This window comes from Nocardia shimofusensis NBRC 100134, from assembly GCF_001613125.1.
In the GTDB taxonomy this organism is placed as follows: Bacteria; Actinomycetota; Actinomycetes; order Mycobacteriales; family Mycobacteriaceae; genus Nocardia; species Nocardia shimofusensis.
This window is the reverse complement of sequence record NZ_BDBT01000018.1, coordinates 18,466-40,035: the sequence shown is the minus strand read 5'-3', so window position 1 is coordinate 40,035 and position 21,570 is coordinate 18,466. Positions and strand designations below refer to the sequence as shown.

General features: G+C 69.8%; 15 protein-coding genes and 1 pseudogene. 4 read left to right on the top strand and 12 right to left on the bottom strand.

Annotation, left to right across the window (positions count from 1 at the left end):
• Nucleotides 1-66 precede the first annotated feature (66 nt).
• Nucleotides 67-891, bottom strand: coding sequence for a phosphoribosylaminoimidazolesuccinocarboxamide synthase (locus tag NS3_RS18170; RefSeq protein WP_067861336.1), 825 nt, complete (start codon nt 889-891; stop codon nt 67-69).
• Between the two features lie 279 nt (nt 892-1,170).
• Between NS3_RS18170 and pepN the strand changes: the two genes are divergently transcribed.
• Entirely contained in the window at nt 1,171-3,744 is a 2,574-nt protein-coding gene (pepN, locus tag NS3_RS18165; protein ID WP_067861221.1) for an aminopeptidase N, read from the top strand.
• A 106-nt stretch (nt 3,745-3,850) separates the two neighbouring features.
• On the opposite strand, the gene NS3_RS18160 is transcribed toward pepN, so the two are convergent.
• The 4 genes from NS3_RS18160 to NS3_RS18145 form a co-directional block, all read right to left on the bottom strand.
• Complete coding sequence (locus NS3_RS18160; protein ID WP_067861219.1) at nt 3,851-4,315, bottom strand: DUF5130 domain-containing protein; 465 nt, start codon at nt 4,313-4,315, stop codon at nt 3,851-3,853.
• Nucleotides 4,302-4,574: an aa3-type cytochrome oxidase subunit CtaJ gene (gene ctaJ, locus NS3_RS18155; protein WP_067861217.1), complete on the bottom strand. Its 273-nt coding sequence runs from the start codon at nt 4,572-4,574 to the stop codon at nt 4,302-4,304. Before ctaJ ends, NS3_RS18160 begins: the two co-directional genes overlap by 14 nt.
• Before the next feature lie 135 nt (nt 4,575-4,709).
• Nucleotides 4,710-6,338 (bottom strand): glycoside hydrolase family 13 protein, encoded by a 1,629-nt coding sequence (locus NS3_RS18150; protein ID WP_067861215.1) that lies wholly within the window; start codon nt 6,336-6,338, stop codon nt 4,710-4,712.
• 59 nt (nt 6,339-6,397) lie between these two features.
• A complete protein-coding gene (locus NS3_RS18145) occupies nt 6,398-6,802 on the bottom strand; it encodes a globin (RefSeq protein ID WP_067861213.1) in 405 nt (134 codons plus the stop codon).
• 213 nt (nt 6,803-7,015) lie between these two features.
• On the opposite strand from NS3_RS18145, the gene NS3_RS18140 reads away from it, so the two are divergent.
• Nucleotides 7,016-7,741, top strand: coding sequence for an HNH endonuclease (locus NS3_RS18140; RefSeq protein WP_174550487.1), 726 nt, complete (start codon nt 7,016-7,018; stop codon nt 7,739-7,741).
• A 22-nt stretch (nt 7,742-7,763) separates the two neighbouring features.
• On the opposite strand, the gene NS3_RS18135 is transcribed toward NS3_RS18140, so the two are convergent.
• Nucleotides 7,764-8,297, bottom strand: a complete 534-nt coding sequence (locus NS3_RS18135) for a helix-turn-helix domain-containing protein (RefSeq protein WP_067861335.1) — start codon at nt 8,295-8,297, stop codon at nt 7,764-7,766.
• Nucleotides 8,298-8,516: 219 nt separating this feature from the next.
• On the opposite strand from NS3_RS18135, the pseudogene NS3_RS18130 reads away from it, so the two are divergent.
• A pseudogene (locus NS3_RS18130) lies at nt 8,517-9,161 on the top strand (AzlC family ABC transporter permease); the annotation flags it as partial.
• Between the two features lie 311 nt (nt 9,162-9,472).
• Nucleotides 9,473-9,784 (top strand): AzlD domain-containing protein, encoded by a 312-nt coding sequence (locus tag NS3_RS18125; RefSeq protein WP_067861209.1) that lies wholly within the window; start codon nt 9,473-9,475, stop codon nt 9,782-9,784.
• 272 nt (nt 9,785-10,056) lie between these two features.
• Here NS3_RS18125 and NS3_RS18120 read toward each other — a convergent pair whose 3' ends face one another.
• The 6 genes from NS3_RS18120 to NS3_RS18095 all read right to left on the bottom strand — a co-directional run bounded on the left by NS3_RS18120 (nt 10,057) and on the right by NS3_RS18095 (nt 21,496).
• On the bottom strand, nt 10,057-10,722 hold the full coding sequence (locus NS3_RS18120; RefSeq protein WP_067861207.1) for a DUF8185 domain-containing protein: 666 nt from the start codon (nt 10,720-10,722) through the stop codon (nt 10,057-10,059).
• On the bottom strand, nt 10,719-11,093 hold the full coding sequence (locus NS3_RS18115; protein ID WP_245649685.1) for an acyl-CoA thioesterase: 375 nt from the start codon (nt 11,091-11,093) through the stop codon (nt 10,719-10,721). The genes NS3_RS18120 and NS3_RS18115 overlap by 4 nt, the downstream gene beginning before the upstream one ends.
• 238 nt (nt 11,094-11,331) lie before the next feature.
• The gene (locus NS3_RS18110) at nt 11,332-16,275 is read right to left on the bottom strand and encodes an NAD-glutamate dehydrogenase (RefSeq protein ID WP_067861206.1); all 4,944 of its coding nucleotides are present in this window, start codon (nt 16,273-16,275) and stop codon (nt 11,332-11,334) included.
• A gap of 383 nt (nt 16,276-16,658) precedes the next feature.
• Nucleotides 16,659-18,335, bottom strand: a complete 1,677-nt coding sequence (gene ettA, locus NS3_RS18105) for an energy-dependent translational throttle protein EttA (RefSeq protein ID WP_067861204.1) — start codon at nt 18,333-18,335, stop codon at nt 16,659-16,661.
• A 126-nt stretch (nt 18,336-18,461) separates the two neighbouring features.
• Nucleotides 18,462-19,424 carry a serine/threonine dehydratase gene (locus tag NS3_RS18100; RefSeq protein ID WP_067861202.1) on the bottom strand — a complete coding sequence of 321 codons (963 nt, stop codon included), beginning with the start codon at nt 19,422-19,424 and terminating at the stop codon, nt 18,462-18,464.
• Nucleotides 19,421-21,496 carry a bifunctional copper resistance protein CopD/cytochrome c oxidase assembly protein gene (locus NS3_RS18095; protein WP_067861200.1) on the bottom strand — a complete coding sequence of 692 codons (2,076 nt, stop codon included), beginning with the start codon at nt 21,494-21,496 and terminating at the stop codon, nt 19,421-19,423. The genes NS3_RS18100 and NS3_RS18095 overlap by 4 nt, the downstream gene beginning before the upstream one ends.
• Nucleotides 21,497-21,570: the final 74 nt, after the last annotated feature.

Below are 21,570 nucleotides of genomic sequence, written 5' to 3'. Positions count from 1 at the left end.
AGCGCGAATCGGGTTGCCGCCGACCGGAGAATCGACCCCCGCGGCCGTGTCCGGACCGCTCGGCGATCAGCCCCAGACGCGACCGGTGATGAGCTCGTAGGCCTCCTGGTACTTGCGCCGGGTGGCCTCGACGATGTCGGCCGGGATCTCCGGGCCGGGCGGTTCCTTGTCCCAGCCGGTGGAGGTCGCCCAGTCGCGCACGAACTGCTTGTCGAAGGAGGGCTGGGCGCGGCCGGGCTCCCACTGGTCGGCGGGCCAGAACCGCGAGGAGTCCGAGGTGAGGACCTCGTCGCCGAGGGTGAGCACGTCACCGTCCCAGCCGAATTCGACCTTGGTGTCGGCGATGATCACGCCGTTGCCCGCGGCGTGCTCGGTGCCGCGCCGATAGATCTCCAGGGTGCGCTCACGCAGCGCCTCGGCGACCTCGCGGCCCTCCTGGTTCACCACGTCGGCGAAGGTGATGGGCTCGTCGTGGCCTTCCGAGGCCTTGCTGGTGGGGGTGAAGATCGGTTCGGGCAGCTTGTCCCCGTCGCGCAGTCCGGACGGCAGCCTCACCCCGGAGACCGTGCCGGTGGCCTGGTACTCCTTCAGGCCCGAGCCGGTCAGGTAGCCGCGGGCGATGCACTCCACGTGCAGCATCCGCAGCGGCTTGACCCGTACGGCGCGGCCGCTGAACTCCTCGGGCAGATCCACGGTCGAGACGATGTGGTTGGGGATGTCGGTGAAGAAGTCGAACCACCAGTTCGACAGCTGGGTCAGCAGCGCGCCCTTGCCGGGGATCGGCGTGGGCAGCACCACGTCGTACACCGAGACCCGATCGGAGGCGACCAGCAGCAGGGTGTCGCCGTCCTCGTACAGGTCACGCACCTTCCCGGCGTGCACATGCTTCACCTCGAGCCTCCGCATCCGTGGGTTGTCGCCCGGCTGTCGGGCAGGCAAACAATACCGCCCGCCCTCCCCGTCCCCCGTGGCCGCCGGGTCCACGCAGTGCGCGCCCGCCCCACCACCGCGCCCCGGTGCGACGGGGGTGCGCGTGGGTCATGGGGCAGCGCCCGCGCCGGACCGGCCGATAGGGTTGGGCGACAGTCCGCGTGAACGACGTCGGCAGGTCGGCGCCGTCGCGTCGCGGACGACATTCGTGCCGTGTTCGTCGAAGAGCGAAGGAGTTCCATGTCCGCCCCGAATCTCACCCGCGACCAGGCGATCGAGCGCGCCGCCACGGTCGGCGTCGAGAACTACCGCATCGAACTCGACCTCACCGACCAGAGCGAAGGGGCGAGCACCTTCGGGTCGCGCACCACCGTCACGTTCACCGCGAAGCCGGGCGCGAGCACCTTCGTCGACATCGTCGCCGCGCGGGTCCGCTCGGCCGTGCTCAACGGCGTCGAGCTCGACGTGAACTCCTACGACGAGTCGACCGGCATCACACTGCCGGATCTGGCCGAACGCAACGAACTCGTCGTCGAGGCCGACTGCGAGTACTCGCACACCGGCGAGGGCCTGCACCGGATGGTCGATCCCACCGACAACGGCGTCTACCTGTACTCGCAGTTCGAGACCGCCGACGCCAAGCGGATGTTCGCCTGCTTCGACCAGCCCGATCTCAAGGCCACCTTCGACATCACCGCCACCGCGCCGCTCGACTGGCAGGTCGTCTCCAACGGGGCGGGCGAGCGCACCGACGACGGCACCGTCGCCACGCACACCTTCGCCACCACCCCGGCGATGAGCACCTACCTGGTCGCCATGATCGCCGGCCCCTACGCCAAGTGGACCGACACCTACCGCGACGAGCACGGCGAGATCCCGCTCGGTCTGTACTGCCGCGCCTCGCTGGCCGAGCACATGGACGCCGAACGGCTGTTCACCGAGACCAAGCAGGGCTTCGGCTTCTACCACCGCAACTTCGGTGTGCCCTACGCCTTCGGCAAGTACGACCAGCTGTTCGTCCCGGAGTTCAACGCGGGCGCGATGGAGAACGCGGGCGCGGTCACCTTCCTCGAGGACTACGTGTTCCGGTCCAAGGTCACCCGCGCCTCCTACGAGCGGCGCGCCGAGACGGTGCTGCACGAGATGGCGCACATGTGGTTCGGCGACCTGGTCACCATGAAGTGGTGGGACGACCTGTGGCTCAACGAGTCGTTCGCGACCTTCGCCTCGGTGCTGTGCCAGGCCGAGGCCACCGAATACACCAGCGCCTGGACCACGTTCGCGAACGTCGAGAAGTCCTGGGCCTACCGGCAGGACCAACTGCCCTCCACCCACCCGATCGCCGCCGACATCCCGGACCTGGCCGCGGTCGAGGTCAATTTCGACGGCATCACCTACGCCAAGGGCGCCAGCGTGCTCAAGCAGCTGGTCGCCTACGTCGGGTTGGAGCCGTTCCTGGCCGGTCTGCGCGCCTACTTCGCCGAGCACGCCTACGGCAACGCCACCTTCGACGATCTGCTCGGCGCGCTGGAGAAGTCCTCCGGACGCGACCTGTCCGGCTGGGGCGCGCAATGGCTCAAGACCACCGGCCTGAACATCCTGCGCCCGGAGTTCGAGGTCGCCGCGGACGGCACGTTCAGCTCGTTCACGGTGGTGCAGGAGGGTGCGCAGCCGGGCGCCGGTGAACAGCGCGTGCACCGGCTGGCGATCGGCGTCTACGACGACGAGGGCGGCAAGCTGGTCCGCACGCACCGGCTGGAGCTGGATCTCGATGCCGCCGAGCGCACCGAGGTGCCGGAGCTGACCGGCGTCGCGCGGGGCAAGTTCGTGCTGGTCAACGACGACGACCTCACCTACTGCTCGGTGCGCCTGGACCCGGAGTCGCTGGAAGTGCTGATCAACCGCATCGGCGACATCGCCGAACCGCTGCCGCGCACGCTGGCCTGGTCGGCGGCCTGGGAGATGACCCGGCAGGCCGAGTTGCGCGCCCGCGATTTCGTCGCACTGGTGCAGCGCGGCATCGGCGCGGAGACCGAGATCGGCGTGGTCCAGCGACTGCTCATGCAGGCGCACACCGCGCTGGGCAGCTACGCCGATCCCGCCTGGGCCGAGGGTGTCGGCTGGACCGAGTTCGGCGACCGGCTGCTGGAACTGGCGCGCGAGGCCGAGGCGGGCTCGGATCACCAGCTGGCCTTCGTCAACGCGCTGCTGGGCGCGCGCCTGGAGGCCAGGCACACCGAGGTGCTGCGCGAACTGCTCGACTCCGATCCGGCGACTGTCGGTCTGCCCGGTCTGGTGGTGGACACCGACCTGCGCTGGCGGGTCATCGGCGCGCTGGCCGCCGCGGGCGAGATCGACGCCGATGGTCTCGCGACTCCGGTCATCGACGCGGAGCTGGCCGCCGACCCGACCGCGACCGGCAAGCGTCAGGCCGCCACCGCGGCGACCGCGCGCCCGCAGGCCGAGGTCAAGGCCGATGCCTGGCAGAAGGTCATGCACGACGACTCGATCCCCAATATCACCACCCGCGCCATCGTGGGCGGATTCGCGCCCGTGGGCCAGGGAGAGCTGCTGAAGGACTACGTGGGCACGTACTTCGAGGAGATCCCGGCGGTGTGGGAGCGCCGCTCCAGCGAGGTCGCCCAGACCGTGGTCGTCGGGCTGTATCCGGCGTGGGAGATCAGCGAGCAGGCCGTGGCCGCCGCGGACGAGTTCCTGGCAGGCGATCACCCGCCCGCGCTGCTGCGGCTGGTGTCCGAGGGCAAGGCCGGCGTCGAGCGCTCGCTGCGGGCACGCGCCTTCGACGCGAAGTAGCGTCCGGAGACGACAACGGCGCGCTCACCCGAAAGGGTGAGCGCGCCGTTTCGCGTACTGATGTCGCTGCCGCGAACCCGGATTCGCGAAGAGCCGCGAGCGGGTCTCAGCGACCGATCGCGGCGGCCATCACGCGCACCGCGGAGACCAGTCCGTCGATCAGCTTGCCCTGCCGGATCGAGCTGAGCGCGGCGGTGACGCCGAGCTGGCAGACCCGATCGTTGGCGCGGTCGGCGATCTCGCGGCCGGAGCGGACCTCGATCACCTTGTCGTTGGGCGAGACGGCGATGAGCACCGAGCGGGACGCGTCCGGGGTGGTCGCGAACAGCTCGTCGACCGCGGCGGAGGCGTCACCGGCGAGATCGCCGATGTAGATGGTGAAGCGCACCTTGGTGGCCCTGGTCGCCTCGATCAGCGCGTTGTCGACGGCCAAGCGCTCGTCGTCGCTGAAGGGCGCCTCGACGAACACCGCGCCTGCCTCGTGCACGCCGGAGACCCGGCCGCTGCTGGTGAGGGCGTATCCGTGCGGAAGGTCGGCCTCGACCACCGCGGGCCACTTAGAACTTGCCACTTGCCCGGCCTCCGATCAGCTCCTGGGCGGATTCGATAGCCGCATGACTGCCATGCGGCGCGACGTCGTGGTGACCGTGCCCGATCACCTCGTCGGTGGCACTCCACAGCACCGGCTCGTGAGTCCACTTCTGTCCCAGGTCGAAGTGAACCGGCTTCTCGCCGGGCAGCGGCTTACCGAGATACGACAATCCGGCGATCGCCACGTAGATCACCAGCGGGATGCCGAGGAAGATCAGCACAGTCTCGAGAATGCTCACGGTTCAAAGGTAGACGATGCTGTGTAGTAGACGCGCGTCCGGGCGGGAACTACTACCTCGTGTCCAGCCGGATCAGTCTTTGCCGAACCGCTGGAAAGCAGCCTGGGCGGTGCGCCTCCGCTGTCGCGGTGGGACTCAGACGAGCCACGCCGCGGCGTTCGGCGCCAACCGCCCGTCCGCCGAGGGCGCGCTGGAGAGCAACAACTCCCCCGGCGGCAGCACGATCGCCTCGTCGGTGGTGTTGAGCACGCACACCAGGCCGCCGGGGCGCCGAAAGACCAGCACGCCGGGAGCGGCGGAATCGACCCATTCGACCGTATCGCCCGCGAATTCCGTTCGACTGCAGCGCAATTCGATGGCGGAGCGGCACAGGGACAGCATCGAGCCCGGGTCGCGAAGCTGGGACTCGACGGTCAGTCCGGCCCACTCCGGCGGGATCGGCAGCCACGAGTCCGGGCCGGCGGTGAAGCCGAACGGCGGGGTGGTCCCGCGCCACGGCATCGGCACGCGGCAGCCGTCGCGACCGCGTTCGGTGTGGCCCGATCGCTCCCAGACCGGATCCTGCAGCACGTCTTCGGGCAGGTCGTCGACATTGGGCAGGCCGAGTTCGGAGCCGTTGTAGAGGAAGACCGCGCCGGGCAGCGCCAGCTCGACCAGCAGCATCGCCCTGGCCCGCGCCTGCCCCGTCGCGCCGCCGCCGTAGCGGGTGACCTCGCGCTCGATGTCGTGGTTGGACAGCGTCCAGGTGGCCGGGGCGCCGACCTCGGCGACCGCCGCCAGCGAGTGGTGCACCGACTCGCGCACGGCCGCGGCGTCGAACGGCGTCTCGGCGAGCCGGAAGTTGAACGCCAGATGCAGTTCGTCCGGACGCACGTACTCGCCGAAGCGGACGTTGTCGTCGACCCACACCTCGCCGATGGCGACCGCGTGCGGGTACTCGTCGAGGACCTTGCGGATGCCGCGGTGGATGTCGTGCACGCCCGGATTGTTGAAGCGCGGGTCGCTGTCGTCGTGGATCAGCATCTTGGTGTTGACCTCCGCGAGGTCGGGCAGATCACCGGGCTTGGCCATGCCGTGCGCGACGTCGATGCGGAATCCGTCCACTCCGCGGTCCAGCCAGAACCGCAGGGTCTGCTCGAAGTCGGCGACGACCTCGAGATTGTCCCAGTTCAGATCGGGCTGTTCGGGGGCGAACAAGTGCAGGTACCACTGGCCGGGCCGCCCGTCGGGCTCGGTGACCCGGGTCCAGGCGGGGCCGCCGAAGATGCTCGGCCAGTTGTTGGGCGGCAGTTCGCCCTCGGCGCCGCGGCCGTCGCGGAAGATGTAGCGGGCGCGTTCCGGGCTGTCCGGCGCGGCCGCCAGCGCGGCGGCGAACCAGGGGTGCCGGTCGCTGGTGTGGTTGGGCACCAGGTCCATCGTGATCTTGATGCCGCGAGCGTGGGCTTCGGTGATGAGCGCGTTCATCGCGGACATGCCGCCGAAGAGCGGGTCGATATCGCGCGGATCGGACACGTCGTAGCCGCCGTCGGCCATCGGCGAACACATCACCGGGCAGATCCACAGGGCGTCGACGCCGAGGTCGGCGAGGTAGCCGAGCCGGTCGCGGACGCCGCCGAGGTCACCGACGCCGTCGTCGCCGGAGTCGGCGAACGAGCGCGGATAGACCTGATAGAAGACCGCGGAGCGCCACCACGTGCGGCTGCGATCGGCGGCGGGTTCGCTGTCGGGCGCTGGTGTCGATCCGTCGAGGCTCACTCGAGCCATGGTGCCGCACCCCGCGGCAGAACGCGCGACAGGCGTGCGGACGCTCACACCCGCACCGGTCAGATCGGCGAGTTCATCAGCGAGTTCGCGGCCATCTCGAAGTAGTCCAGCAGCGCCTTGCGGTGCTCGTCGTCGAGTACGTCCGGTTCGATCTCGGCGATGGCGATACGCATGCACCGCAGCCAGGCGTCACGCTGCAGCGGGCCCACCGTGAACGGCATGTGCCGCATCCGCAGCCGGGGATGTCCGCGCTCGTCGGAGTAGGTGCGCGGGCCGCCCCAATACTGTTCGAGGAACATCCGCATTCGCCGTTCGGCGGGACCGAGGTCTGCTTCCGGATAGAGCGGGCGCAGGATCTCGTCGGCGGCCACCTCGCGGTAGAACACCGCGACGAGGCGGTGAAACGTCTCCGCACCGCCGACCGCGTCGTAGAACGAGGTCGCCGTCTGTTCGCCGGAACTCATCGGATCCTTTCGATCGCAGGTGTCGCCACCGCCCATTGTGCCCATCCGCGTCCGGGGCCGCGACCGGCGCAGGGCTCGCGGAGGTCGCCGGCGGGCCGCGCTTCGACTTCAGTTCACCGAACATTGTGCGAAATCACCGTGCAAACGCCCGGGGTTCATGGTCAGATTGTTGGCAGTCTTTCCACCTCGAGATGACCGAATCGGGGTCACCGAATGAAGCAGCGACACGGCCGATCACCGGAGGCCAGGACCCATCGACAACTGAAGCCCGCCGACGTCCACAATCGTGGGTCGGGGGCTACTCCGCTGCATATTCTGTCCGACTATCACCCGGGAGCGACCCACCCCGGTGACACGTCCCGCCGTGCCGAGCACGGCCATCTCGTTCCGGTGCCGGGCGGCGCCGATCCCCTTGCGCTCAGTTGGTCCAGGCGCCGGGTGTTGCTCCTCAACGCCACCTACGAGCCGCTGACCGCGCTCTCCGCCCGCCGGGCGATCGTCCTGCTCATCTGTGACAAGGCCGACACCGTCCACCACGATCCCGAAGGCTCCGTCGTGCATTCCGCGGGCGCCGAGCTGACCGTGCCCTCGGTGATCCGCCTGCGCACCTATGTCCGCGTGCCCTACCGCGCACGGGTGCCCATGACCAGGGCCGCGCTCATGCACCGCGACCGCTACCGGTGCGGTTACTGCGGCGGCAAGGCCGAGACCATCGACCACGTCGTGCCGCGCAGCCGCGGCGGCGAGCACTCCTGGGAGAACTGCGTCGCCAGTTGCGCGCCGTGCAACCACCGTAAAGCCGACAAGTTGCTCAGCGAGCTGGGCTGGACACTGCGCACGCCGCTGGTCTCCCCCAAGGGCCCGCACTGGCGGCTGCTGTCCACCACCGCCGAACTCGATCCGCTGTGGTTGCAGTACCTCGGTGAAGGGGCTGCCTGACGGCTCGAAGGCGCGACCGCTGTCAGGGGGTCTCGACGACCATCGTCGCCCAGGTCCCCGGTTCGAGCGCTTCGAAGACGTGCCCGGCGTCGCCCGGGTAGGAGATGTAGTCGCCCGCGCGGAGTTCGACCGGTTCGTCGGCCGGACCGACCAGCGCCCGACCGGCCGCGAGCAGGATGTGCTCGATCACGCCGGGCGTGTGCGGCTGGGAAGAGTGGGCCCGGCCGGGTTCGGCGGAGATGCGATAGACATCGCGGCGGGCATTCGACGGGCCCGCGCTGAGCAGGGTCGCACGGTAGTCCGAGCGTTCGGCGGCCACCGCAGGCCCTTCGCCTGCGCGGATGACCTGGACGGCCGGGCGGGGCGGGTCGAGCAGCCCGGAGAAGGGCATGTCCAGGGCCACGCACAGCGCCCACAGCGTCTCCAGACTGGGGTTGCCGTTGCCCGATTCCAATTGCGACAGCGTAGATTTCGCGATCCCCGCGCGCTGGGCGACTTCGCTCAGCGACAGCCCCGCCCGCGCCCGCTCCCGGCGCAGCGACCTCGCGATGACCATCTGTGGTGTCGCCGCCGGGACCTCACCCGCCGCCTTCGCCACGACGCCCGCTGCCTTCGACTCGCTCCGTGCCACTGCGCCCCCTTCCTCACCGAAGATCACCGCGATCACGCCGCGACACCTGCCTGGACGACTCCACCATCACACGGACGCCACCCGCTGGGCGAATACGCCGGGCACAGTTGACCGAACCAGCCCCGTGCGTTCACCATAAGAAACATGCGTTCGATATGGCGAACACTGGACCGGGACACCGTACTCGGTATCGCCGCGGTGTGCCTGGCCGTCGGCGTCATCGGCGTCTCCTACGGCACGACCGCTGTGGCCCAGGGCTTCCCCGCCTGGCTGCCCGTCGTGCTGGGCACCGTCGTCCTCGCCGGCGGCTCGGAATTCCTGTTCCTCGGCATCATCGCCGCGGGCGGCAGCCCGATCGCGGCCGTGCTGGCCGGACTGCTGGTCAATGCCAGGCACCTGCCCTACGGCCTGTCCATCCCCGACGCGGTCGGCACCGGCCCACGACGCCTGCTCGGCGTGCACGTGATGAACGACGAAGCCGTCGCGCTCGCCCTGGCTGAAGCCGACCCCATGCGGCGCAAGGCGGTGTACTGGGCCTGCGGCCTCGGCGTGCTCGCGGTCTGGCCGCTCGGCGCGGCACTGGGCGTCGGGCTGGGCACCCTGGTCCCCGACACCGCCGCCCTGGGCCTGGACGCGGTCTTTCCCGCCGTCCTGGTGGCCCTGGTGCTGCCCGCTCTGCGTGATCGCGCCACCTTCGGCGCCGTCGCGCTCGGCACCGCCGTCGCCCTGCTCAGCTCACCGTTCCTGCCCGCCGGACTCCCGGTGCTGCTCGCCCTCACCGGCCTCGTCTACGCCTGCCCGCGCCTGCGCCGCCAACCCGTTCCGGCCTCCGACGCCGATCACGCAAGGGGACAGGACAGCGCACGGGCGCCCGAGGGGCGGCCGGCACCAGAGCACCCACCGGTTCCGGAGATCAGACCATCCGCCGAGCATCCACCGGCGCGCGAACGCCCATCGGCGGCGCACAACCGACCGCTCTCCGATCCCCCGCCGACATCGGGAAACGCATCCGCACCGCACGACCGACCGCCCGCCGGACACCACCCGCGGGCATCCGGGGACGAGTCGGCGCGGGTGGCCCGATCCGCACGGGAGACGTCATGATGCTCGCCGCCGGTGTGGCCGCGCTCGCCGCGGGAACCTACGCCTTCCGCTGGGCCGGGCCCGCACTGCGCAGCCGGGTGCGCTTCCCCGACCGCGGTCGCCGACTGCTCGAGGTCGGCGCGGTCGTCCTGCTCGCGGCACTGGCCGCCGTCACGACCCTGCCGCTCGGCACCGGCGAGATCGGTATCGCCATGCCGGTCGGTGTCGCCGTCGCGGGCCTGCTCGCCTGGCGACGCAGCCCGCTGCTGGTCGTCGTCCTCGCCGCGGCCGGTACCACCGCCCTGCTTCGGCTCGCCGGCCTGCCCTGAGCAGGCACCGCTAATTCGTCCGGGCCGCCGAACTGCGGGAGACACAGCCGCGCGCCGACCATGCCGACCGCACCGACGCACTCCGGCTGCGCCTCATCTTCTCGGCGGAGCTCCCTGGGCTCGCCCGCTCCCGTGACTCGCCAGGCCCGCCGATTCCGAAATCCTCGCCCTGCGGAGGCGCTCCCCGGGGGCCATGCCGTCGACTCCACCTCGGCTGCGCAGATACCGTGGCTCGCCGTCCCGGTTCGGCGATGTGCCGATCCCGCGCGAAGTCAGTTCGGGAACAGCGCAATGCCCCCGCCGCGATGGCGGGCGACCGACCCGTAGCGGGCGTCGATGCGCAGCCAGCTGCCGGTCGCGCGGACCCGGACGATCTCGGTGGCGGCGATGCTCTGCGATTCGGCGCGGTCCCCGGAGTGCGGGATGAAATCCATCGCGATCAGGGCGAAGACGACGCGCATCGGGACCTCGACCTCGGTCTCCCCTGACGAGACCGTGAGGACGGTCTGATCCAGCAGACCCGCGGGCGGCCCGTGTTTGCTGCCGTGTTCCTTGGCCAGCGCGACGCCGCGTTCGGAGAGTTCGACCAGCGTGCGGGCCGGCAGGTCGTCGATGTGGACGAAGCCTTCGGCGGGCGGCAGCGCCCCGCGCCAGGCCGAGTCCATGGAGTAGCCGAGGTCGACCGCGTCGCCGGCGCGCAAACCGGCCTGGACCAGGTCGGCGCCGACGGTCGTGTCCGCGACGCCGAGGTCGCCGGCCACCGTGCGAACCGCGAGGGTTTCGAAGCCGGTCGTCACCCAGGCCGAGACATGCCGGTCGCCGCGGCGGCGCAGGCGCACCGGCGCCGCTTCGTCCAGTCGCAGGGCGTGGCCGAGGAAGGTCGCCAGGTTCTCGCGTTCGGCGGGATCGGCGATGTGCAGCACCGGCTGCCCGCTCACCGGTCCATCCACTCCGCCAGGTAGTCGCGTTCGGCAGGGGCGATCCGGCGCAGGCGCTGGGTCTCGATGTCGAAGGCGGCGATCTGGGTGGAGGCGACGACCGCGGCGGGCGAGTCGGGCGCGGCGCCCGCGGCGCGCACCTCGTAGCCGACGGTGAAGTCCACCGCGCGCAGCTGTTCGATCCACATGGCGATGTCGAGCGGGGTGTCCTCGTGGCGCAGCTGACCTCGATAGCGCACATGCAGGTCGACGAGCACGCAGCCCTGCCGCAACGGCGCGGTCGGCCTGCCGTCCTCGAACAACCAGGGGATGCGCGCCTCTTCCAGCAGGGTCACCATGCGCGCGTGGTTGACGTGCTGGAACACGTCCATATCCGACCAGCGGATATCCACCTTCGCGTGGAAACGCCTCGGCAGCAGCAGCGTCCCGCCGTTCGCGTGGGCACTGCCGTTCGACGCACTCGTCACCGTGGTACCTCCGTGGATAGCCCGATTCCGGCCCGCACTACGGACCGGGCCGGACCTGGGCATCAAGCGTAGGCCAGTCGCGCGTCGCGGCGCAGGTCCGGGGCGCGCGATTGTGACATATACCGACAGAAACCCCGCGGGCCTACGACTGGGCTCCCACCCCGCTCACCATGCTGCGGACCTGCCGCGCGGCCACCGAGAGACCGGCCAGATCGTGCGCCCCGGATTCGAAGATCTCGGCCAGCGCCGCCCGCGCGCGCCCCAGCCTGGACTGGTTCTTCGACTCCCAGTACTGGATTTTCTCCTCGGCGGTCTCCTCCGGATCACCGGCCGAGAGCACGTCGAGGGTCAGCGAGCGCAGCGAGGAGTACATGTCGTCACGCACCGCGAGCCGGGCCAGCGCGTGCCAGCGGTCGCCGCGCTCGAGATCGGAGATCGCCGCGAGCAGCCAGTCGATCTTGAGGTGGTCGTTGAGCGCGTAGTACATCGCGCCCACCTCGTCGCCGTCGCGGTCGGTGATGTCGGCGATGTCGAGAATGTCCAGCAGCGGGAACTGGTTCAGCAGGCCGTAGACGTCGATGGCCAGCTCACGCGGCGCCCCACGCCGGACGAGTTCGTCGGCCTGGTCGGTGAGGCCGATGATGTGGTGACCGCGCAACCAGGTGGACACCTTCGGCGCGAGTTCGCGCACGCCATCGCGATACCGGTTGACCTCCGCGCCGACCGCGATGGGCTGCGGACGGTTGTTGAGCAGCCAGCGCGAGGCCCGGTCCAGGGTGCGTTTGGTCTCGAGTTCCAGTTCGTCGCGCACCGCGACAGGGATATCGGCTGCGCGGATGCGTTCCCACACCTCGCGCAGGCCGAAGATCTCGACCGCCGCGGTGAACGCGCGCACGGCGTCGGTGGCGGACGCGCCGTTCTCCTCGTTGAGCCGGAAGGCGTAGCTGATGCCGCCGTAGTCCACCATCTCGTTGACCAGCACGGTGGTGACGATCTCGCGGCGCAGCCGGTGCCGTTTGATCGCCGCGCCGAACCGCTCGCGCATCGGCTCGGGGAAGTACTCCGGCAGCCGGGCGGCGAAATAGGCCTGATCGGGCAGATCGGAGTCGAGCAGGTCGGACTTGAGCGAGAGCTTCACGTGCGCCATCAGATTCGCCAGCTCCGGGGAGACCAGCCCCTCGCCGTTGGCCGCGCGACGCTTCATCTCCGCCGCCGAGGGCAGTGCCTCGAGCTCGCGGTCCAGGCCGCGACGCTCTTCGAGGTCGGTGATCAGCCGGGCGTTCACATTGGTCATCCGGAGCGCCTCGAACCGCGCCAGGCCCATCAGGAAGTTCTGGGAGACATTGTCGCGCAACACCATCCGGGCGACTTCGTCGGTCATCGAGGCCAGCAGCGGATTGCGCTCGGCCACCGGCAGCAGACCGGCGCTGACCACGCCGTCCAGCAGCACCTTGATGTTGACCTCGTGGTCGGAGCAGTCCACCCCGGCGGAGTTGTCCAGCGCGTCGGTGTTCATCTTGCCGCCCGCCCGGCAGAACTCGATGCGCCCGCGCGCGGTCGCGCCCAGGTTGCCGCCCTCGCCGATCACTGCGACACGCAGATCCCGGCCGTCGACCCGGACCGGATCGTTGGACTTGTCGCCGACCTCGGCATTGGTCTCGGTGGAGGCCTTGATGTAGGTGCCGATGCCGCCGTTCCACAGCAGTTGCACCGGCGCGAGCAGGATCGCGCGCACCAGTTCCGGCGGCGCGAGCGACGTCACGCCGTCGGGCAGTCCCAGCGCGACGCGCGCCTGTGGACTGATCGGCACCGATTTCACGGTGCGATCCCATACGCCGCCGCCGTCGCTGATCAGCGAGCGGTCGTAGTCGGCCCAACTCGAACGCGGCAGGGCGAACAGGCGCTGCCGTTCCCGATAGGACCGCGCCGCATCGGGATTCGGGTCGAGGAAGACGTGCCGGTGATCGAAGGCGGCGACCAGGCGGATGTGCTCGGACAGCAGCATGCCGTTGCCGAACACGTCACCGCTCATGTCGCCGACGCCGACCACGGTGAAGTCCTCGCTCTGGGTGTCGATCCCCATCTCGCGGAAGTGGCGTTTGACGCTCTCCCAGGCGCCGCGCGCGGTGATGCCCATCGCCTTGTGGTCGTAGCCGGCCGAGCCGCCGGAGGCGAAGGCGTCGCCCAGCCAGAAGCCGTAGTCGATCGCCACGGCATTGGCGATGTCGGAGAAACTGGCGGTGCCCTTGTCGGCGGCGACCACCAGGTAGGTGTCGTCGCCATCGTGACGCACCACGCGCGCGGGGGGCACCACCGCGCCGGTGGCCAGATCGACATTGTCGGTGAGATCGAGCAGGCCGGAGATGAAGGTGCGGTAGCACTCCACGCCCTCGGCGGTCAGCGCCTGACGATCGGCGCCCGGGTCACCGGTCGGCTGCGGCGGCTGCTTGACCACGAAGCCGCCCTTGGCGCCGACCGGGACGATGACGGCGTTCTTCACCGCCTGCGCCTTCACCAGACCCAGGATCTCGGTGCGGAAGTCCTCCAGCCGGTCCGACCAGCGCAGGCCGCCGCGCGCCACCGAGCCGAAGCGCAGATGCACGCCCTCCACCCGCGGGGAGTAGACGAAGATCTCGAACTGCGGTTTGGGCTTGGGCAATTCGGCGATCTCGCGCGGTTCGACCTTGATCGAGATGTATCCGCGCGGGGCGCCCTCGGTGTCGGTGGTGTAGAAGTTCGTACGCAGGGTGGCCTTGATCAGGCCGAGGATGGCGCGCAGGATGCGGTCGGCGTCCAGGCTGACCACCTCGTCGATGCGCCGGTGCAGCTGAGCCTCGCACTCGACGGCGCGCTCGGCCGAGCAGGTGCCGGGATCGAAGCGGGCGGCGAACAGATCGACCATCAGTGCGGCGATGTCCGGGTGGGCCAGCAGCACCCGCGCGATATTGGCCTGCGAATACGGGAACCCCGCCTGCTGCAGGTATTTCGCGTAGGCGCGCAGCATGGCGACCGCGCGCCACGGCAGCCGGGCACGCAACACCAGTTCGTTGAGCCCGTCGGCTTCGGCGCGGCCGTGCCACATCGCCGCCACGGCGTCGACGAACCGCTGCCGCAGCCCGCTGCCCTCGCCCGCGGCCGACTCCAGCAGCTCGGCGTCGAGATCGGTGTCGAGCGCGGTGCGCAGCAGTTCCTGGCGAGCCAGCACGCCGAAGTCGTAGATCCAGCGTTCCGGCTCCACCCGGACCCGGTAGGGCCGCTCGTCGACGACCTCGACCCCCAGGCTCTGCAGCACCGGAAGCACCTGGCTCAACGAGATTCCCGCACCGCACACCGCCAGCGCGAACCGCCACGCGCCGGGTTCGGCGTCGGGAATCCGGTAGAGGTGCTGGTCGATGGCGCCCTCGGTGAGCCGCTCCAGCCGGGCGATGTCGCGCAGCGCGCGGGCGGGGGTGAAGTCCTGCTTGTAGGACTCCGGAAAGGCGGTCGAATACTCCTGCACCACTTCGGCATCGAGCACCGACGTGGTGCTCACCAGCTCGATCAGGTGATCGGCCCAGGTGCGACTGGCCTCGGCGAGCAGACTCTCGATGCGCTTGCGATTCTCGTCGGAGGTGCGGGCCAGGATGGCCGCGCGGTCCGGGCCGCCGGTCTCCGCGCCGGGCATCCGGACGGTGAAATACACACTGGCCAAATCGCTTTCGCTGACGCGCGCGGAGTAGTCGATGGAATCGCCGCCCAGTTCGCGCACCAGGATCTTCTGCATGCTCAGGCGCACGTGGGTGGTGTAGCGGTCGCGGGGCAGGTACACCAGGCAGGCCACGAACCGGCCGTGGGTGTCCGCGCGCAGGAACAGCCGAACCTGTCTGCGCAGACCGACATTCAGCACCGCCTCGGCAGTGCGTCGCATGGTCTGCGCGTCGGAGGAGAACAGTTCGGTGCGGGGGAAGGACTGGATGACCTCGAGCATGGCCTGCCCGGAGTAGGACTCCAGGTCGAACCCGCTGCGCTCGATCGCGCTGCGGACCCGGTGCGAGATGACCGGGATGTCGAGCACGTTCTCGTGGACCGCGGTCACCGTGAACACGCCGATGAACAGGTGCTCGCCGACGACCGTGCCGGCGGCGTCGACATCGGCGACACCGACGAAGTACGGGTACACCGAGCGGTGCACGGTGGCCGGGACCAGCCCCTGGGTCAGCATCAGCAACGGCCGGTCCGAGCCGTTGACCGGCACCCGGAAATCGGTGCCGACATCGGGGCGGAGCACCCCGAGGCAGGTCCCGTCGACCAGATCGGTGACCGTGCGCCCGCCGACACTGTGCAGCCGGTAGCGCGCGTAGCCGAGCACGGTGAAGTAGCCGCCCCCCAGCCAGCGCAGCAGCGCCGCGGTGTCGGTGAGGTCCTGGGCCGGGAACGGGCCGCCGCCCGCCGCGGCGCGCCGGTCCAGTTCGTCGGCGAGCGCCTTCTGCGCCTGTTCGATGGCCCCGCGATCGGCGACCACCTGACGCACGTCGGCGATCACATTCCGCAATGTGTCCGCGAGTCCGTCGAGCACCGCGCGATCGGTCGAGGGATGCAACTGCACGTGGATCCACGACTCCCGGCGCAGGTCGGCGCCTTCGCGCGCCTCCAGTTCGGATCGTGCTTCGACCTCGTGCGCGACGGCGGCCAGCAGACGGCCCTCGCCGTCGCGTTCGACCTCGAAGATGGGGTGGATGACCTCGGTGATGCTCGCGCCGGCACGGCTCACCGCGGCGGTGATCGAGTCGACGAGCAACGGCATGTCGTCGGTGACCACCTGGACGGCCGCGCCGATACCCGAACTGTCCGCGCTGTCCGTGCCGGCCGTGCTGTCCGTGCTGCCTTCGGGGTGGTGGACCCGAACCAGTGCCCGGCCCACCGGACGCGTCGCCGCCAGCTCCAGATGTCGCTGGAAGATCAGCGACAAACCGGTGATCACACTGTCCACATCGTCCGCGTCGACGTGGCGGAAATACGCCCGCTCGAGATTTGCCAGCTCCTCGCGCAGCGAGTGTGGCAAACTCGCGGCCCAGGCCGCACCGGACAATTCGGACGAGACCGTCATTTTCTTCGCCAACTCCCTCGGATCGGACTTCCGCAACAAAGTGACGCAGTCCGAAGGGTAGCTGTGCCACACACGCACGGCAGCGGAATACCCTTCCGCCGCCGAAACGCCGGGGCTTCGCCTCTCGGTTCCGCTTCCGGCACAGCCTCCGATCGGACCCGGGTTACCTCACGTCGACGCGATCGCGATGAGGACTGTCGGGGCACCGGAACGCGCCTGCGCATGCACCCGGCCCACCTTAGCCACTTCCATCCGGGAATGTGTCTTACACGTGAAAACCGCAGGGGGCGAGACGGTTAACCGTCTCGCCCCCTGTACAAGAGCGTTCGAGCCGAGGCCGCTGCCCGCGTCGGGTCACCGCGCCGGGACAAGCCCGCCGAGGATCAGTCGCGGGTCAGCTTGCGGTGCGTCACCCGGTGCGGGCGCGCCGCCTCCGGGCCGAGCCGCTCGATCTTGTTCGCCTCGTATGCCTCGAAGTTGCCCTCGAACCAGAACCACTTGGCCTCGTTGTCGGAATCGCCCTCCCACGCGAGGATGTGGGTGCAGGTGCGGTCCAGGAACCAGCGGTCGTGGGAGATGACCACGGCGCAGCCGGGGAAGTTCTCCAGCGCGTTCTCCAGCGAACCCAGGGTCTCGACATCGAGGTCGTTGGTGGGCTCGTCGAGCAGGATCAGGTTGCCGCCCTGCTTGAGGGTCAGCGCCAGGTTCAGGCGGTTGCGCTCACCGCCGGAGAGCACACCCGCGGGCTTCTGCTGATCCGGCCCCTTGAAGCCGAACGCGGAAACGTAGGCGCGCGAGGGCATCTCCTGCTGACCGACCTCGATGTAGTCCAGGCCGTCGGAGACCACCTGCCACACCGTCTTCTTCGGGTCGATGCCCGCGCGGTTCTGGTCGACGTAGCTGAGCTTGACCGTGTCGCCGACCTTGACCGTGCCGCTGTCGGGCTGCTCGAGACCGACGATGGTCTTGAACAGTGTCGTCTTGCCGACGCCGTTGGGGCCGATGACGCCGACGATGCCGTTGCGCGGCAACGTGAACGACAGATCCTTGATCAGCTGACGATCACCGAAGCCCTTGTCCAGATGCTCGACCTCGACCACCACATTGCCCAGGCGCGGGCCCGTGGGGATCTGGATCTCCTCGAAGTCCAGCTTCCTGGTCTTCTCCGCCTCGGTCGCCATCTCCTCGTAGCGATCCAGGCGCGCCTTGTTCTTGGCCTGGCGGGCCTTGGCGCCGGAACGGACCCAGGCGAGCTCGTCCTTGAGCCGCTTCTGCAGCTTCTGGTCCTTCTTGCCCTGCACGGCCAGCCGCTCGGCCTTCTTCTCCAGGTAGGTGGAGTAGTTGCCCTCGTAGCCGATGGCCTTGCCCCGGTCGAGCTCCATGATCCAGCCGGCGACATTGTCGAGGAAGTACCGGTCGTGGGTCACCGCGAGCACGGCGCCGGGGTACTGGGCGAGGTGCTGCTCGAGCCAGAGCACCGACTCGGCGTCGAGGTGGTTGGTCGGCTCGTCGAGCAGCAGCAGGTCCGGCTTGCTCAGCAGCAGCTTGCACAGCGCGACACGACGGCGCTCGCCACCGGAGAGGTTGGTGACCGGCTCGTCCGGCGGCGGGCAGCGCAGCGCGTCCATGGCCTGCTCGAGCTGGGAGTCCACATCCCACGCGTCGGAGTGATCGAGGAACTCCTGGAGCTTGCCCATCTCCTCCATCAGTTCGTCGGAGTAGTCGGTGGCCATGAGTTCGGCGATCTCGTTGAACCGGTCCAGCTTGACCTTGACCTCGCCGAGGCCTTCCTCGACATTGCCGCGAACGGTCTTCTCCTCGTTCAGCGGCGGCTCCTGCTGGAGGATGCCGACGGTGGCGCCGGGCGCGAGGAACGCCTCACCGTTGTTCGGCTGGTCCAGTCCGGCCATGATCCTCAGCACGGTGGATTTACCCGCGCCGTTCGGACCGACGACGCCGATCTTGGCGCCGGGAAGGAAGTTCAAGGTGACATCGTCGAGCACGACTTTGTCGCCGTGCGCCTTCCGAACCTTCTTCATCTGATAAATGAACTCAGCCATATGCGCAAGCCTATCGGTCAGGGAACAGTGGTACTCGCCAGAGGCGGGCGGGGGGTCACAGCCGGGTCCGGGCGGGGGTCACAGCCCGGTCCGGGCAGGGGGTCACAGCCCGGTCCGGGCAGGGGGTCACAGCCCGGTCGTGTCGGTGTTCGCCCCGCAGAGCACCACGATCGGCCGTTCGCCGCCCGCCGGGACGTAGGCGCCGCTCTGCACGGCGGCCAGTGCGGCCGCACCCGCCGGTTCCACCACGATACGGAACTCGCGCCACAGGTACTCGCGCGCGGTGGCGATCGCGTCGTCGGTGACCAGCAGAGCGGGCACGTCGTAGCGGCGGGCCAGCCGCAATGCGAGGTGGCCGACGCGCCCCGCGCCGAGCGCGTCGCTGCCGGCGGGCGCGGGTCCGACCTCGACCGGCGCCTCGGCGGTCAAGGCGGCGCGCAACGCGGGCCTGCTCGCGGGCTCCACCCCGATCACGCGCTGCCTGCGCCCGTACGCCGCCGCCAGCCCCGCGACCAGGGCTCCGCCACCCACCGCCGCCAGTACCGGCGGCCTGCCGCGCACCTGCTCCTCGAGTTCGAGACCGAGCACGCCCGAGCCCGCGACCAGATCGGACTGGTCGTAGGCGTGCAGCAACAGCGCCCCGCGTGCGGCGGCCAATTCGCGAGCGTGCAGCTCGGCGTCCCGGTAGGTGGTGCCGAACCAGAGCACCTCCGCGCCGTGCGACCACATGGCCGCGACCTTGGTGTGCGGCGCCGATTCGGGCACCACCACCGTGCAGGTCTTGCCCAGCCAGGCCGCGGCCAGTGCGGCGGCGATGCCGGAATTACCGGACGAGGCGAGCGCGACGTGCTCGGTGGCGTCGGCGGCCAGCATCGCGTTCAGCGCTCCTCGCACCTTGAACGTGCCCGCGTGCTGCAGATATTCCAGTTTCAGGGTGACCGGGACCGGCCCGTTCGGACCGGCCACCGAGGTGTGCAGCACCGGGGTCTTCCTGATCCGGCCCGCCAGTCGGCGCCGGGCGGTGCGGATATCCGAACGCGTGAGCCGCTCGGAGGCACCGGAGTCCGGCGCGGCGTCGAGCTCGGTCAAGAGCCGGCCTCGCGCTTGCCCGTGGCATCCTGCCGGGCGAGCTCGGCGTACATCGCGTTGTAGGCGGCCAGCTCGGCGTCGTCGTCACGGTCGGCCGCGCGGTCGTAGCGTTTGGCCGCGCGCTGGTCGCTACGTGACCACTGGATGAGCAGCGCCAGCATGACCACCACCAGCGGCACCTCGCCACTGGCCCAGGCCAGGCTGCCGCCGGTGCGCTGATCGCCGAGCAGGTCGGTGTGCCAGTCCAGGCCGAGGCTGCGGAAGAACCAGCCACCCATCACCGTGGACATGCTCATCAGCGCCACACCGAAGAAGGCGTGGAAGGGCAGGGAGCCGAACACCATGCCCAGTTTGGTCAGCGGCTCCACCTGGCGCGGCTTGGGATCGATGCCGATCACCACCCAGTAGAAGAGATAGCCGCTGATCAGGAAGTGCAGATTCATGAACAGATGCGCGGCGTGCGAGTCGACGATCGAGTCGTAGATGCCGCCCATGTAGAGCGCGTAGAAGCCGACGACGAAGATCACCGAGGCCACGATCGGCTGGGTCAGCACCCGCGCCACCGGATTGTGCACCGCCTGCAGGACCCATTCGCGCGGCCCCGGCGGAGCGCCGCGGCCGGCAGGCGGCAGCGCCCGCAATGCCAGGGTCACCGCGCCGCCGAGAGCGAACAGGATCGGCGTCAGCATCGACAGCGACATGTGCTGCATCATGTGCACGCTGAACATGGCAGGCGCGTACCGGCCGACGCCCGAGGAGGTCGTGATCAGCAACAGCGCGCACGCCGACAGCCAGGCGAGAGTGCGTCCGACCGGCCACGCGTCCCCGCGCTTGCGCAACCGGCGCACCCCGAGCAGGTACAGCGCGGCGAGCACGATCGCGAGCGTGCCGAAAATCAGATCGAAGCGCCAGTCGAACAGCATCCTGGCCACCGTCGGCGGACCGGCGAGATCGTAGCCGAGTTCCACTTCCACCGGTGTCGGCACCGAGGTGGGCGGCGGAGGCGGGGTCCGGCCGAGACCGACAGCCAGCCCGATGGTGGCGGCGAAGATCAGGACTTCGACACCGGCGAACCGGATCAGCGCGCCGCGGTCCCGCGGATTCGCCTCCAGCGCGGGCAGGGCGGCGCGACGCTGAAACCAGCCGAGCACACCGAGCACGATCAGCGCCAGCGCCTTCACCAGGATCAGCCGCCCGTAGGTGCTGGTGAACAGTTCCGAGAACGGCAGCCGGACCCAGGAGTTGATCACGCCACTGACGGCGATCACCACGAACGCGATCGTGGCCGCCAGCGAGAAGCGCCGGGCCGCCAGCCCGGTGTACAGTCCGCCGCGCAGCGCGTAGGCCAGCACCGCGAACAGCCCGCCCACCCAGACCGCGACCGCGACCAGATGCAGGATCAGGCTGTTGGTGGCCACATCGTGGGAGCCGCCGGACGACGAATGCCCGGTCAGCGCCAGTGGCAGCATGGTCACGATCGAGACGCCCAGCAGGATCGGCATCCAGCCCCAGCGCAGGGCCAGCCGGGCGCCGATCGCCACGATCAACGCCAGCACCACCGTCGTGCGCCAAGCCTGCGCGACTTCGATCTGGCCGATGGCCCCCCAGAGTTCCGTCGGCCGCCAGATCTGGCCGACCGGCCTGCCGGTGGTCTCGGAGACGGTCAGCGGCGCCAGCAGCGCCGCGCAGCACGCCCACGCCAAGGCGAAGTTCGAGGCCATCCGGACAGCGCGATAGCCGCCCGTGTCCAACAGGCCGTTGCCCTGCGGCGGAACCAGGAACGCGGCGAACAGCAGCGAACCGACGGTGAGCGCGGCGGCCAGATCGGCCAGCGCACGCACCGCGGGCAACCCGTAGGTGGTCAGCGCGCCGGGATCGGGAATGCCGAGCAGCGTCAGCGCCTGGGCCGCCGAGAGCCCGACGACCAGTGCCGCCGTCACCGCGGCCACCGCGCCGCAGAACACCGCCACCGCACCGGAGAACACCGTCACAGCGGCGAAGCGCCCTGCCGCCGCGCTTCGCGTGACGTCCCGCGCAGCGGTGGCTTCGGCTGGCTCCGAGGGTGACGACATACGACTGAGCGTAGTTGGATGAGCGGGGCCACACCGTGCCGGGTTTGGCTGCCGTGGAGGGCAGCGGAAAAATC